Below are 13,541 nucleotides of genomic sequence, written 5' to 3' on the forward strand. Positions count from 1 at the left end.
TGGTGCTTAGCAATAAAGAAAAGAGGATAGTATCTTTCCATGAAGCGGGGCATGCTTTGGTGAGTTTTATGTTAAGCGGTGTTCTTCCCGATAAAGTCACTATTGTTCCTTACGGAGTTTCCCTTGGTTTTGTGCTCTCTTCGACGAATGAAGATAAGTTTATTTTAACCAAAAAAGAACTTAAAGAGAAAATATGTATACTCCTTGCCGGAAGAGCAAGTGAGGAAATAATCTTCGGAGAAATCAGCACAGGGGCTCAAAACGATATAGTAAAGGCAAACGAGCTTGCAAATTCAATGGTATGCGAATACGGAATGAGCAGGTATAAGAATAAAACTTTCAATCTTAAAAACGATAATATATTTAAGGATGTCGTCGACAATGAGGTTTCGAAAATCCTTGATGAATCTTATCAAAAAGCCAAAGATATGATTAAAAACAATTTGGATGTAATTCATATGATAGCAAAATTGTTATATAAAAAAGAAGATTTGTCTTCAAAGGACTTGGAAAAAATATTTGATACGGCTTTGGTGTAAATAAAAGTTATAACTGTCTTTTATTCGGATAGTTATAACTTTTATTATTTTATGTAAACGAGTTGCAAGATTGGATTCAATGTGATAAAATTATGATAATAATAAGGAGGGAATCTGAATATGAAAAATTCTAAAAAAATAGTATGCGGTTTGATTGTATTTATGTTGGCATTTTCTTGTATGGCAACTGCCGGTGCGGCGACTTCGAAAAAATCGCCCGGTGTAAAAACATCAAGGAGTATGATTACAAACCGATATGTAAAAATCTATTCGCCTTCTCATAAGAAAGTTTATTATAAGGGTGAAAAGATAAGTGTAAAAGCCGTGGTAAAAGATTTGTATATGAATGATTATACTGCCGTTGTGGGATTTTTAATGAATTCAAAAGGTAAGGAAGTATCAGAAGGCAGTACGAAATTTTTTGAATCGACGTATACATATAAAACTACTCTAAGTACAAAGAAAGCTTCCAGCGGATCGAATTTTGTGGTTGTCGGTATAACCGATGCTACAGATCCAAGCGGGGAGAGTGTAGAGCTGGCTTTGACTGAAATCAAAGTTGCGACATTAAAGGCACCTACAAAGTTAAAAGCAAAATCGGGGAAAAGGAAAGTTTCTTTGTCTTTTAAGAAAGCTTCGGGAGGAAAGAAATATGAAATCTACCGTTCTACTAAAAAGACCAAAGGTTACAAAAAAGTAAAGACGACTACTTCTTATAAATTTACCGATAAAAAGCTCAAAAAGGGAAAGAGATATTATTATAAAGTAAGAACTGTCAGAGGCAGTATCAAAAGTTCTTTCTCAAAACCTATAAAGACAGCGAAAGTAAAATAAAAAAAGGACCGATTAAAATCGGTCTTTTTTATTTATCTTATGTTAGTTATTGTTATCATACAAAAATCATCTTTGGTATAGCTTAGAGTGACGTCTCCGTTCAAGCCTTGATATGTTACATCTCCGTATCCCTTTTCATCGGTTTTTATACTTGTCAGTTTATCCAGCATATTGTCTCTGTCTTCCACTAAATTTTCGTTAAACCCTGATATTGATACATAAGAGGTAAATAAATATCCGAATAACGCCATTCTTTTTCTTTCCATTTCATCTAAAAATTCATCAACATTATCCGCTTTGATTGCTCTGATATCGTATAAAATCGAAATAGCTTTTATCTTATCATTCTCGTTTAGCGTGAATGAAAAGGTGACAGGAACTCCTTTTTTATATTCAATTTCGGTATAATAGTAAGATTCACCGCTTTCTTTTATTTCATCTCTGCGGAAGTCTTTTAAGCTTGGTACTTTAGTTCCTAAAAACTCATTCTCAAGAGTTTCCAGATTGATGTTTACCAGTGCTATGAAGTCCTCTTTGTCCGTTTGTATCAGTCCGTTTTCCGTCGGAACTCCCGCATTGTAATAGTAAGAAATGGAATGACGATAGTTATTGAACATTGCGAATGCTGTCAGTGCAAAAATAACCGCACATAAAATCAAGAATATTTTAAAGCCTTTATTGCTTTTCTTATCTTTTTTTGTGTCGCTTAATTCCGTTTCTTCTTTTGGTGAGCTCTTGCTTAAGTCGAGTTCTCCCTTTTCTTTGGAAAGATTAATTTCATCAATCGGATCGATTTCTTTTAATGAACTTTGGCTTAAATTAAGTTCTCCTTTTTCGTTAGAAAGATTGATTTTATTGATCTGATTAATAATATTTTTATCATTAGCCTCTCCTGCTTTTTTGTATTCAAAAATTACAGTTATTATCATAAGGGTTATACCAGTATATAAAATTATGTAAGAATCAAAAAAATCCATGGTATAAATAAGACTTCCCGGGTCTGATTTATAATAAAGATCGTATACCATCAAATCTGCATACCATTTTCCCACAAATTGAGCTATAACAAGGATAATTCCCGTAATAAAAGCCGGGTTTTTAAATATTTTTTTTGACATAACTTCCCTCCCGTTTACATGATATATTATATCATAATATGCGATATTATGACATCATGTTAATTTATGATAATATAAAATATTTTTACTTATTTGGATAATTGTTATGATATATACAAATAAATTCTGCAAGGATATGAAGTATAAAATTATTGTTGATGTTTTTTGATTTGTGTAAATTTCAGTGAGGAAAAAAATTAAAATTAAATTAATCTTTTGAAAAAATCCTTATTATATAGTATAGTAAATATATAAGAAATTCAGTGGAGGAAACGATGGCATTTAAGATTATTACAGATTCGGCAAGTGATGTGCCTAAAAGTATAATAGATGAATTTGATTTACACGTTATACCCACTCCTGTGGTTATAAACGAAAAAGATTATTTTGACGGAGAAACCATTTTTCCAAAAGATTTTTATTCTCTTTTGGAAGACAGTTCAAAAGACATAAAAACCTATCATATAAATGTGGAAATGTTTAAAAGAAATTTCGAGCCTTATGCAAAAAGCGGAGACGAAGTTTTGTATATGTGCTTTTCTACGGGGATAGCGGGAACATTCAATGCCGCAAATCTTGCAAAGGAAGAGCTTCTTGAAACTTACCCCGACTTTAAGCTTACGATTATAGATACAAAATGCGCTTCTTTGGGGTTTGGGATTCCCGTTTATAAGCTTCTGCTTATGCAAAGAAACGGAGCGGATAAAGAAACCATAATAAGAGCCGGTGAATATTTCTGCCGTCATATGGAGCATGTGGTTACCGTTGAAACGTTGGACTACCTTTATAAGGGTGGCAGACTTTCAAAGCTTTCTTACGTCGTGGGCGGAGGGCTTAATATAAAACCTATGATTGATATAGACGAGAAAGGTGCTCTTGTCGCTTTCACAAAGGTAAGAGGAAGAAAAAAAGCGGTAAATAAAATAATAGAAGAAGTCGGCAGAAGAGGAAAAGACTTGGAAAACCAGATTATCGGAGTGGTTCACGGAGACAGGGAAGAAGAAGCAAAAGAGCTTGCCGAAACTTTGAAAGAAAAATATAACGTTAAAGACGTAATCATCAGTTATGTAGGTTGCGCCATAGGAGCCCATACGGGTCCCGGGGTGATAGCGGCTGTTTTTGAAAATGAGAGTGACGGAGAATTTAAGAAATATTTGTAATATACGGTTCTTTTGATTTTTAATCCGTACGGGTTTGTTTTATGTTTTTATCAAATCAATTAAAGAGAGACTTATTATCTCTCTTTTTTGTTTTAAGTAAAATCTTTCTTAATTTTTTCTTATCGGCAAATTTCTGTGTCTTTCAAGATGCGTAGCTTTGTGATAAGAATATTAAACCGTACAGAAAATGGGATAATTTTAAAATATCGATGAATATAACAGTATTACCGATAATTTTATTTTGGCTTTCTTTGGTTTGTTTTGTGTTTTATTTCTACTTTGATATATAAGGTTAATCCCTGGTATGATATTCGTTAAAATCAATATTTAATAAACCTTTTATGCTCTTATAAATACAAAGAGTATTTTTCTCTTATTTGCCCTTTGGATAATAATCTAATTGTAATAATTAATTGTACAAGTAAAGTGTTTTGTAATATGAAAAAAAGAAATATTTATACGAAAATCTGTATGTTAAATTTTAGAGTTTTATATATTTTTATCTATCACAAAGTCGTTATGTATATTATGGGGTGTTTGGTTTGTATATAATAACTTATATCATATCGGTAAAGGAATTTTGAAAGGTGGAATCTTTCTCTGTATTTTGTATGGGAGGTACTGTTTTAATCTAAAAATCTTGCAGAGAATAATTTTAAGTTATATAATTAAATAATTAAGGAGAAATTTTATGAATTATAACGAAATAAGTATTTATACAAAGACAGAGGGAATAGACTTACTGATATCCGAGCTGATGGATATGGGGCTTGACAGCTTTTTGGTAGAGGACAAAGAAGACTTTGAAAGTTTTCTTGAAGAGAACAGGGAAACATGGGACCTTGTGGATGAGGATTTACTCAAAAGAAAAGACACCAAGACAAATATAAAAGTTTATATAGAAGAAGACGAGAATCAAGTTTCGATAATAGATAGGTTAAAAGACAAACTGAACAGACTGAAAGCAAATGACGAAAGGGATATTTTCGGAAGTTTGAATATGACTTTTAATGATATAAAAGAAGAGGACTGGGCAAACAACTGGAAGAAGTATTTTAAACCTTTTAAAATCGGGAAAAATCTTGCGGTAAAACCTACTTGGGAAGAGTATAAAAACGATGAAGGAAGGATAGTTCTCGAAATAGACCCGGGAGCCAGCTTCGGTACGGGAAGCCATGAAACCACAAGACTGTGTCTTATGGGGCTTGAAGAGTACATGAAAGACGGCGATGAAGTTATCGATGTCGGATGTGGGAGCGGAATTTTGTCAATTGCAGCCGTAAAGCTCGGTGCGGGGCATGTAACAGGGGTAGATATAGATCCTATGTGTATCGAAACTTCCTCTTACCTTGCAAAAATAAATAATGTAGAGGATAAATTCGATGTTTTTATAGGCGATTTGGCGGAAAAGGTGGATGTAAAAGCCGATGTCATAGTCGCAAATATTTTTGCTCATATAATAAAAAGACTTACTCCCGACACCAAAAGAATTCTTAAAAAGGGCGGTATTTTCATATCCAGCGGTATAATAGAGGATACTGTAGACACGGTAATCGAAAGTTATAAAGAAAACGGCTTTGAAGTACTTGAAGTAAATAATATAGGGGATTGGTACAGTGTTGTCGGAAGAAGACTATAATTCTTTCCTCTTTGAAAGGCACGCTGTATCATTATGCAGCGTTCCATAAAAAAAACGATGAATATTTGGAATAAATTGCGTCACGGGGCGTGGAGTCTTAACGATTTTTGATGTCTTGCAAAGTGATACCCTCCTTTTGCGGACGGAAAAGCTACTCCGCAATTTTATTGAAAAACAGGGCGGTGCAGCATCGGTTTATGAAAAAATCGGGTAGACTTTTCATGAAATTCCGATACTTTATAAACTCAACGCAGTTGTATCCTTTTTACCTCCTTTTGCTTGTCTGTTTGCAATGTTTTAAAATTGCTCATGTTGTTTAAAACTTTCAGCTTAATAAGTTTTATTAAAAATAAAACTCAGCTGTTTCTTTGAAACAATAAAAGTCAAAAAATAGAGGAGTACAAAGGTCAGCGCTCATGTAGAGGAAGTTATGGGAATGATAAGAAGCTGTAAAAAATAAGATTGATATTAAAAAGAAATATTGATAATATATTTAATCATTTTTTCTTTTCGAAATATCGCTTACTCTTTAGAGAAAAATCCAAAGAAAGTTGGATAAGTAAAAGGACCGGAAATCAGAGTCAGTCCCTATGGGACTAAGATAAATATTGAAAGGAATAATCTATGCAGGGAAATTTATTTGATGATATAAGAGAAGAACAAATAAAATCAAAAGCACCTTTGGCAGTAAGGATGAGACCCGAAAGTTTGGAGGAGTTTTACGGTCAGGAGCATATCGTCGGAAAAGGAAAACTCCTAAACCGAATGATAGAAGCCGATAAGGTAAGCTCTGTGATTCTCTTCGGACCCGCAGGATGTGGAAAGACGACTTTGGCAAAAATAATAGCAAATACGACAAGCTCTTATTTTTACAGTTTGAATGCGGTAACCTGCGGTGTAAAAGATGTAAGAGAAGTAATCGAAAAGGCAAAGAACAATTTGGGGCTGGAAAAAAGAAAAAGTATCCTTTTTATAGACGAGATACACAGGTTCAATAAGTCTCAGCAAGATGCTCTTCTTCCCAGTGTGGAGGACGGAACCATAATATTGATAGGAGCTACGACAGAAAATCCTTTTTTTGAAATAAATTCCCCTTTGATTTCCCGCTCTACTTTGTTTAAGCTTAAAAAGATAGACAAAGAAGATGTAAGAAAGATTATAGAAAATACTCTTTCAAATAAAGAGAAGGGACTCGGTCGTTACGATATAAACATAGACGAAGAAGCTATGGATTATCTTTGTACAATGTGCAGCGGAGATGCGAGGATTTCTCTTAACGCTTTGGAGCTGGCATACCTTACCACGCCAAAGGACGAAAAGGGAAGAATAAATATAGACCTTGATGTGATAGTGGAGTGTATGCAAAGAAAGAAAGTGACTTATGACAAGGGGGATAATGAACACTACGACACCATAAGCGCCTTTATAAAGAGCATGAGGGGCTCCGATCCCGACGCCGCTATATACTATCTGGCAAAGATGCTCTATGCCGGGGAAGACCCGAAGTTTATAGCCAGAAGAATGATTATTTTCGCTTCCGAAGATATAGGAAATGCGAATATCAAGGCTTTGGAACTTGCGGTAAATACCTTTAAAGCAGTAGAAGTCATAGGAATGCCCGAAGTGAGAATCAACCTTGCTCACTGCGTTACTTATCTTGCCTCTTCGCCAAAAAGCAACGCTTCTTATGTGGCAATAAACAAGGCCATGGCGGATATAGAAAGAGAGCCCGATTATGATGTGCCTCTTCACATAAGGAATGCAAATTATAAAGGAGAAAAAGATTTCGGAGTAGGAGTCGGCTATAAATACCCTCACGATTATCCGAATGATTATGTAAAACAAGACTACCTTCCCGAGGAGATAAGGGGTAGGGTTTACTACGAGCCAAAAGACAACGGTAACGAAGGGAACTTAAAGAGGTACCTGGAAAATTTAAAAAAATAGAAAATGTTTTATCGTGTGATTTTTAAGACCGCCAAAGCTTTTATTTAAATTCTTGGGCGGTCTTTTGTTTGGAAGGAAAATATTATTTTATTGTTTAAACACTAAATGTTATCAGTGATGGAAAAGTCTTGTTGATGTAAATGCCATCACCATGTCGTATTTGTTGCATGTTTCGATTACGTTGTCGTCTCTTATTGAGCCTCCCGCCTGTGCAACGTATTTTACGCCGCTTTTGTGCGCTCTTTCTATGTTGTCGCCGAAAGGGAAGAATGCGTCAGAGCCCAGAGCTACGTTCTTCATTTCTTTTAAGTATTCTTTCTTTTCTTCTCTTGTGAGAGCTTCGGGTTTTTCTTTGAATACATTCTCCCAGCTTCCGTCTTTTAATATATCTTCGTAATCGTCTGAAATGTAAACGTCAATTGCATTGTCTCTGTCTGCCCTTCTTATGCCGTCTTTAAAAGGAAGGTTAAGTACTTTGCTGTGGCTTCTTAAAAACCACGTGTCTGCTTTGTTTCCCGCAAGTCTGGTGCAGTGTATTCTCGATTGTTGTCCTGCTCCTATTCCTATCGCCTGTCCGTCTTTTACGTAACAAACCGAATTTGACTGTGTGTATTTTAAGGTTATAAGAGAAATAATCAAGTCTCTTTTTGCTTCTTCGCTCATTGCCCTGTTTTCTGTAACGATGTTTTTGAGCATATCTTCGTTTATCTTTATATCGTTTCTTCCCTGTTCGAAAGTAACCCCGAAAACTTCTTTTCTTTCCGATTGTTTCGGTGTGTAATTCTTGTCTACTTTAATTATAAGGTATTTGCCTTTCTTCTTGTTTTTAAGTATTTCTAAGGCTTCATCCGAGTAAGAGGGAGCGATGATACCATCAGATACTTCCTTTGCTAAGTACATTGCGGTCGCTTTGTCGCATTCGCCGGATAAAGCCGCAAAATCTCCGTAAGATGACATCCTGTCTGCTCCTCTTGCTCTTATATAGGCTGATGAAATATCGGTAAGCTCGATACTTTCATCCACAAAATACATTTGCTTCAAAGTTTCTGTAAGTTTAAGTCCGACAGCAGCGCCTGCGGGGGATACGTGTTTAAAGGATGCGGCAGAGGGTATTCCAGTGGCTTCTTTTAATTCTTTTACCAACTGCCAGCTGTTAAATGCGTCCAATAAGTTTATGTATCCGGCAGAACCGTTTAAAATCTCAATGGGAAGTTCCCCTTCTTCAGTGTATACCCTGGATGGTTTTTGGTTTGGGTTGCACCCGTACTTTAATTGGATTTCTTTCATTTTTGTTACACTCCTTTTAATAATAAAGAGCCCACTATCCGGGCTCTTGCCCAGACGGTCGGCTCATAATTATCATTATACTTCATGTGGTTATTTCCACTTTTCCGTCAGTCGTATAACTGTTTAAAGGATAACATGTTTCTTCCTTTCAGTCAATATGTTTATATATATTGTGTTTGTGTTCTGCTATAATTCTATCGTATATGGCGTTTGGGTGTATATTGTGTTGGTGTTATAAAACGTCATATACCGGTCATATATTTTATAATAAATAGAATTTTGTTTTCCTTTGATTTCTTTTTTATGTATTGTTTTGGTATACGTTCTGATTTGATTTGTTTTTTTTACTGCTATGGTAAATTTATTTTAAATAGATAACTTATTTGTTTCTCTTTTGTTTGTGAATTTTATTGGGGATTTTATGGAGGAAAATTCGGGATAAGATTTTGACTGTAAGACGGATAAATTTATACACTTTATTTTTGTTTATATTTGTTTTGTATAAGTAATTTGATAAATGACTTTTATGGATTCGGTTTAAATGTAAAATCTGTGTAATCTCTATGAATACTAGGTTTTTATGACTTTTCTTCATTGACAAGAACAGTAAAAACAGATTATACTAATACTATATATAGTATATTATATTAATTAAAGGGGTTAGAAAATATGAAAAAATTATTGGCTTCATTTTTGTGCATTGTTATGATTGCGGCTTTTATGCCTGTCATGGCATTTGCCGAGAATGAAAGAAGTACGGGGAATATTGTATATCTTGACGGAACCAAATCGGAGAACGGTGACGGAACGGAAACAAGCCCGTATAATAACTTTAATTCTGCCATTGATTCTGTTGAAGAAGGAGGCAGAATAAAGCTGATTGGCGATTATGAAAAGGAATCGACTTCATATGATGAGTTTATGGCTAATCGTGTTTTTATCAATAAAAATATTACTCTTGATTTAAACAATTATAATATTAATCTTTCGGGAAGTTTTGGTTGGTATGCTCTTTCTGTAAGTTCCGGTGTAAAGGCTACGGTAATGAACGGAACCATAAATGCCGTAAAATCTACTCAGGGAATCGTTACTCTTGCTTCCGGTGCAGAAGCTGACTTTGTTAAATGTATCGTTAAAGGGGGAGGAAGTAAGCCCGCTGTCAAGTTGGGAGATAACAGCACTTTTAACGCAGAAGGTTCAACTTTCATAAGCGCACCTTCAAGTTATTATGGTATTAATGGTGAAGCTAAAAAGATTTATATGAAAGATTGTGTTGTCGACGGTATGGGCGTAACTTCGTCGTATCATTACGGTATTTCTGTAACCTCAGGTGATATGACTTTTGAAGATTGTACCATCAGTGTAACCGATAAAGAAGATGCTGTTGATTTGACTGTTTTGGATGGCGCAACCGCAATTATTTCGGGAGGAGAAATAAACGGTGCGATCAGAGCAGGTTGGAAGTCAAACGGGACTTTGAAAATCAGCGGAGATACTCTTGTAAACGGACAGGTGGTACATGTGGGAAACGGAGATAATAACAAAGCTTCTTACATAAATCTCGCAGGTGGTAAGTATGCCTTAACGGAAAATCTTATCAGTGTTAATGATAAAGTAAAAGGTAATGTTACCGTTACGGGCGGAGTATTTAAAAACGAAACCGTTGTTGCCGACTTTGTAAAAGAACCTTATAAAATTATTGCCAATATAGGTACGAATAAAGATGATTATCCGTATACCATACAGAATATCCCTGCCGGTACGGTAGCCTGTGTGGGAGATAAGACTTATACTTCCATCGACGAAGCAATGGCTAAGGCAAATGGCAATACCGTTCTTCTCGTTGCAGATGTAAAAGTGGATAAGCTTTACGGTAAAATCAACGGAAACGGTAAAAAGATTACTTACAACGGTACGATTAAGTCTCTTATGGACAGCGATTTAACCCTTACCAATGCCAATATTGTTTGTAGTGATGCGGATATAAACAATATTTCCGTTGCAGGCGGTAAGCTTAACGGTGGTGTTGTAAACAACGGAAATGTAGACGGATTTTTAAAAGATAACTGTTTTATTCATGATGAAACGAAATCAATCGAAGATGTTTCAAAATTTGAAGCAACCATAGGGAAAACAGGTTACACGGCATTAACGAACGCAATGTCTGTGGCAGCACGTTCTGCAGAGAAAGAAACGGTTGTTCTTCAAAAAAATAAAACGGCAGGACATGAAGAAATTTATCCGAATGCGAATTATACATTGGATTTAAACGGACATACAATGGGGTCATTCCTTATAGTACCACTTCAAGACAGACCTGAACTTATTCCGAACAATGCGGACATAACAATTAAAGATTCAAGCAAAGACAAGACCGGTAAAATCATAAGTGATGATAATTTTGCAATTGCAACCAACGGAACACTTGAAAATATAAAATTGACACTTGACGGTATTAGTGTTGAAAGTAAATCTTATGCAGGTATTTACTTCCCTAGCAGCGGAAAACTTATTGTAAAGAATTGTAATATTACCGGTACCAGCGGTGTAGAAATCCGTGGGGGAGAAATGGAAGTGGAAAATTCAAACATCACAGCAACCGCCGATGAATTTAAAGCAAGCGAAAATGCAAGCGGTTCTACAATTGAAGGTGCTGCCATTGCGGTTTCTCAGCATTCTACAAATCACCCTATAAAGGTGAATATAAAGAGCGGAACATTTAAGGGAATCAAGGCTCTTTATGAAGTTGACTTACAGGACTCTAAGAGCGATAATATAAATATTACCGTTATGGGAGGAAATTTTAAGGGAAAAGTTGAGAGTGATAATGCAGACAGTTTCATAACAGGAGGAACCTTTAGTGAATGGCCGGGTGAAGAGCTTGTTGCGGATAAAGTCCTTGCGGTTCAAAAAGGTGATAAGTTCTATATCGGAAGTAATGCCAATAAAGTTATTAATGAATCAAAACCCGGAGATAAAATCACTGTGATAAAATCGGGAGAAGATGCTTTGACAGTTCCCGAAGGAGTCGTAATTGAAAATAAAAGCGGAGAGTCAATCATAGTTAACGGCAAAGAGGTTGACAACGGTAAAAGCATTACGGCAACGAAACCAAATAAACAGGAGGGAAATGATGATTCTGTAAGTGACGGAAGTCATAATACCAGTCAGGAGAGTACAAATGCTCCAAGTACAGGAGACGAAAGTAACTTAATTGTGTTTGTTATGTTATTCTTTGTCGCAGCTTTGGGTATTGGAGTTACTTCTATAGCATTTATAAAAAAACATTAATAAAGGTTAGATATAATTTAAGAGACGGCTACATAACCGTCTCTTTTTTATAGTTTTATTTTGTATGCAGATATTTTTATTTATGGTTTTACAGCAGTTATCTTCTTCTCCTTACACCGTACATATAACCTCCCTGTATCGTTACGATATCATTTATGGTAACAACACAGTCCGGTACGTATTTATAAGCAAGATTTTCTGCTTCTTCAACTCTTTTTCTGTTTACGTGCAGTTTTAGTATATATCTTGTGTGGTTGAATCCTTCGCCTTTCATAACCGTTACACCGAATTTATTATCTCTTAGTATATTCGCAAGTCTTTCGCCTTCGCTTCCTCTTACGTTTATTTCCATGCTTACGAATCCAAGAGCGATTTTTTTCTCTATTACTATTCCAACGTATATTCCCACACTGTATCCCAAAGCGTAAAACAGAGCTTTCCATAAGTCTTCTTGCAGTGTTGAGAGCACGCTTGAAGCCACAAAAATCCAAAGGAGGATAACCACAAATCCGACCAAACTCCCCAGTTCTTTTTGTCCTTTGTTGATGAGAACTATTCTTAAAGTATCAAGGGATATCTCGAGTACCTTTAAGCAGAATATTGTAATGTATACAATCGGTCCCGTCTTTGTTAAAAAATCCATTAAAAAATCCATATGCACACCTCTGATATATATTATTAACGGTATTATACTCTTTTATTTGTCAAAGTAAAGGGAAATATTTTTAATTTTACAAATAATTTAAATGTAGTATAATATTAAAGCGGAAAGAAAAAATTTGAACCTTGAATATTTTAAATAAAGGTTAAAAAGGAGATTAACAGATGATTGGAATTATAGCATCAATGGATGAAGAATTGGAATTTATAAAAAAGAATATGGTAAATACCCAAGTAAAAAAAATCACAAACAGCGAGTATTTTATCGGCAGTGTCGGGTCGAATGATGTCGTTTTGGTAAAATGTTATACAGGTAAAGTACATATGGCTCTTACAGCGCAAAAACTCATTGATAATTTTGATGTGGATGTTTTGATAAACTGCGGAGTTGCGGGAGGACTTAAGGACGGTATTAAAGTAGGGGATGTGGTTTTTGCCGAAAATACCCTTCAGACTGATATGGATGTTACTATGCTTGGATATGAAGAGGGAGTTATTCCCGATATTGACAAAAAATACTTTGCTCAAGCAGAATATATAAACGACAAAGCAAGAAAATTTGCGGATGGCTATGACTTCGATGTTTTTTTCGGTAACATATTGACTGCGGATAAATTTGTTTCAAATAAAAAAGACAAAGAATATTTGATTGAGAATTTTAATGGGTATTGTACCGATATGGAAACTGCGGCTTTGGCTCAGGTATGCTATGTAAACGGCATAGATTTTGCAGGAATAAGAGGGATAAGCGACGGAGCAGATGAGGGCGCAAAAAGCGACTTCAGAGAAAACCTTAAAAAGGCGAGCGATAACTGCGCAGTAGCCCTTTTGGATGTGATTAAAAGCTTATAATCATTATCTTTTGACTTTGAAATTTTATTATTCGATTCTCCTTTTAATTAAAAGGAGAATTGTTTTTTGTGTTTTGCTTTATTTGATTTTGCTTTTTGTATATGCAGGTAGTATAATTACAGTATAATCATATTTCGGTAAAACCGATTTGTTGTAAGAGGAGAAGTATAATGAGAATAATTGTTGTTGCGGGTATGCTTGCGGCGGGAAAAAG

At 35.2% G+C, this 13,541-nt stretch carries 9 protein-coding genes, 1 pseudogene and 1 riboswitch; of the genes and pseudogenes, 7 read left to right on the top strand and 3 right to left on the bottom strand.

Annotated elements, in window-relative coordinates; all coding sequences use genetic code 11:
• A pseudogene (locus QZ357_RS04860) lies at nt 1-539 on the top strand (cell division protein FtsH); the annotation flags it as partial.
• Between the two features lie 120 nt (nt 540-659).
• The gene (locus tag QZ357_RS04865; protein WP_290772559.1) at nt 660-1,373 is read left to right on the top strand and encodes a hypothetical protein; all 714 of its coding nucleotides are present in this window, start codon (nt 660-662) and stop codon (nt 1,371-1,373) included.
• Nucleotides 1,374-1,405: 32 nt separating this feature from the next.
• Here the strand turns inward: QZ357_RS04865 and QZ357_RS04870 are convergent, their stop codons facing one another.
• A complete protein-coding gene (locus QZ357_RS04870; RefSeq protein ID WP_290772561.1) occupies nt 1,406-2,491 on the bottom strand; it encodes a hypothetical protein in 1,086 nt (361 codons plus the stop codon).
• Between the two features lie 275 nt (nt 2,492-2,766).
• Here QZ357_RS04870 and QZ357_RS04875 point away from each other — a divergent pair, with 275 nt between their 5' ends.
• The 3 genes from QZ357_RS04875 (at nt 2,767) to QZ357_RS04885 (ending at nt 7,237) form a co-directional block, all read left to right on the top strand.
• Nucleotides 2,767-3,651, top strand: coding sequence for a DegV family protein (locus tag QZ357_RS04875; RefSeq protein ID WP_290772564.1), 885 nt, complete (start codon nt 2,767-2,769; stop codon nt 3,649-3,651).
• Nucleotides 3,652-4,342: 691 nt separating this feature from the next.
• Nucleotides 4,343-5,290 (top strand): 50S ribosomal protein L11 methyltransferase, encoded by a 948-nt coding sequence (gene prmA, locus QZ357_RS04880; RefSeq protein ID WP_290772566.1) that lies wholly within the window; start codon nt 4,343-4,345, stop codon nt 5,288-5,290.
• Nucleotides 5,291-5,914: 624 nt separating this feature from the next.
• Nucleotides 5,915-7,237, top strand: a complete 1,323-nt coding sequence (locus QZ357_RS04885) for a replication-associated recombination protein A (protein WP_290772569.1) — start codon at nt 5,915-5,917, stop codon at nt 7,235-7,237.
• Between the two features lie 111 nt (nt 7,238-7,348).
• Here the strand turns inward: QZ357_RS04885 and QZ357_RS04890 are convergent, their stop codons facing one another.
• Complete coding sequence (locus QZ357_RS04890; protein ID WP_290772572.1) at nt 7,349-8,524, bottom strand: phosphoribosylaminoimidazolecarboxamide formyltransferase; 1,176 nt, start codon at nt 8,522-8,524, stop codon at nt 7,349-7,351.
• A gap of 41 nt (nt 8,525-8,565) precedes the next feature.
• Nucleotides 8,566-8,649: riboswitch (ZMP/ZTP riboswitch) on the bottom strand.
• 544 nt (nt 8,650-9,193) lie between these two features.
• Between QZ357_RS04890 and QZ357_RS04895 the strand changes: the two genes are divergently transcribed.
• On the top strand, nt 9,194-11,815 hold the full coding sequence (locus QZ357_RS04895; RefSeq protein WP_290772574.1) for a hypothetical protein: 2,622 nt from the start codon (nt 9,194-9,196) through the stop codon (nt 11,813-11,815).
• A 97-nt stretch (nt 11,816-11,912) separates the two neighbouring features.
• Here QZ357_RS04895 and QZ357_RS04900 read toward each other — a convergent pair whose 3' ends face one another.
• On the bottom strand, nt 11,913-12,470 hold the full coding sequence (locus QZ357_RS04900; protein ID WP_290772577.1) for a DUF5698 domain-containing protein: 558 nt from the start codon (nt 12,468-12,470) through the stop codon (nt 11,913-11,915).
• 170 nt (nt 12,471-12,640) lie between these two features.
• Between QZ357_RS04900 and QZ357_RS04905 the strand changes: the two genes are divergently transcribed.
• The gene (locus QZ357_RS04905) at nt 12,641-13,327 is read left to right on the top strand and encodes a 5'-methylthioadenosine/adenosylhomocysteine nucleosidase (protein ID WP_290772579.1); all 687 of its coding nucleotides are present in this window, start codon (nt 12,641-12,643) and stop codon (nt 13,325-13,327) included.
• Nucleotides 13,328-13,541: the final 214 nt, after the last annotated feature.

It is taken from the genome of Anaerofustis sp. (genome assembly GCF_019420015.1).
In the GTDB taxonomy this organism is placed as follows: domain Bacteria; phylum Bacillota; class Clostridia; order Eubacteriales; family Anaerofustaceae; genus Anaerofustis.

What these genes read in the sequence shown, in the direction of transcription:
- QZ357_RS04865 (WP_290772559.1), top strand. Translation starts at nt 660, where the DNA reads ATGAAAAATTCTAAAAAAATAGTATGCGGTTTGATTGTATTTATGTTG.
- QZ357_RS04870 (WP_290772561.1), bottom strand. Translation starts at nt 2,491, where the DNA reads ATGTCAAAAAAAATATTTAAAAACCCGGCTTTTATTACGGGAATTATC.
- QZ357_RS04875 (WP_290772564.1), top strand. Translation starts at nt 2,767, where the DNA reads ATGGCATTTAAGATTATTACAGATTCGGCAAGTGATGTGCCTAAAAGT.
- prmA (WP_290772566.1), top strand. Translation starts at nt 4,343, where the DNA reads ATGAATTATAACGAAATAAGTATTTATACAAAGACAGAGGGAATAGAC.
- QZ357_RS04885 (WP_290772569.1), top strand. Translation starts at nt 5,915, where the DNA reads ATGCAGGGAAATTTATTTGATGATATAAGAGAAGAACAAATAAAATCA.
- QZ357_RS04890 (WP_290772572.1), bottom strand. Translation starts at nt 8,524, where the DNA reads ATGAAAGAAATCCAATTAAAGTACGGGTGCAACCCAAACCAAAAACCA.
- QZ357_RS04895 (WP_290772574.1), top strand. Translation starts at nt 9,194, where the DNA reads ATGAAAAAATTATTGGCTTCATTTTTGTGCATTGTTATGATTGCGGCT.
- QZ357_RS04900 (WP_290772577.1), bottom strand. Translation starts at nt 12,470, where the DNA reads ATGGATTTTTTAATGGATTTTTTAACAAAGACGGGACCGATTGTATAC.
- QZ357_RS04905 (WP_290772579.1), top strand. Translation starts at nt 12,641, where the DNA reads ATGATTGGAATTATAGCATCAATGGATGAAGAATTGGAATTTATAAAA.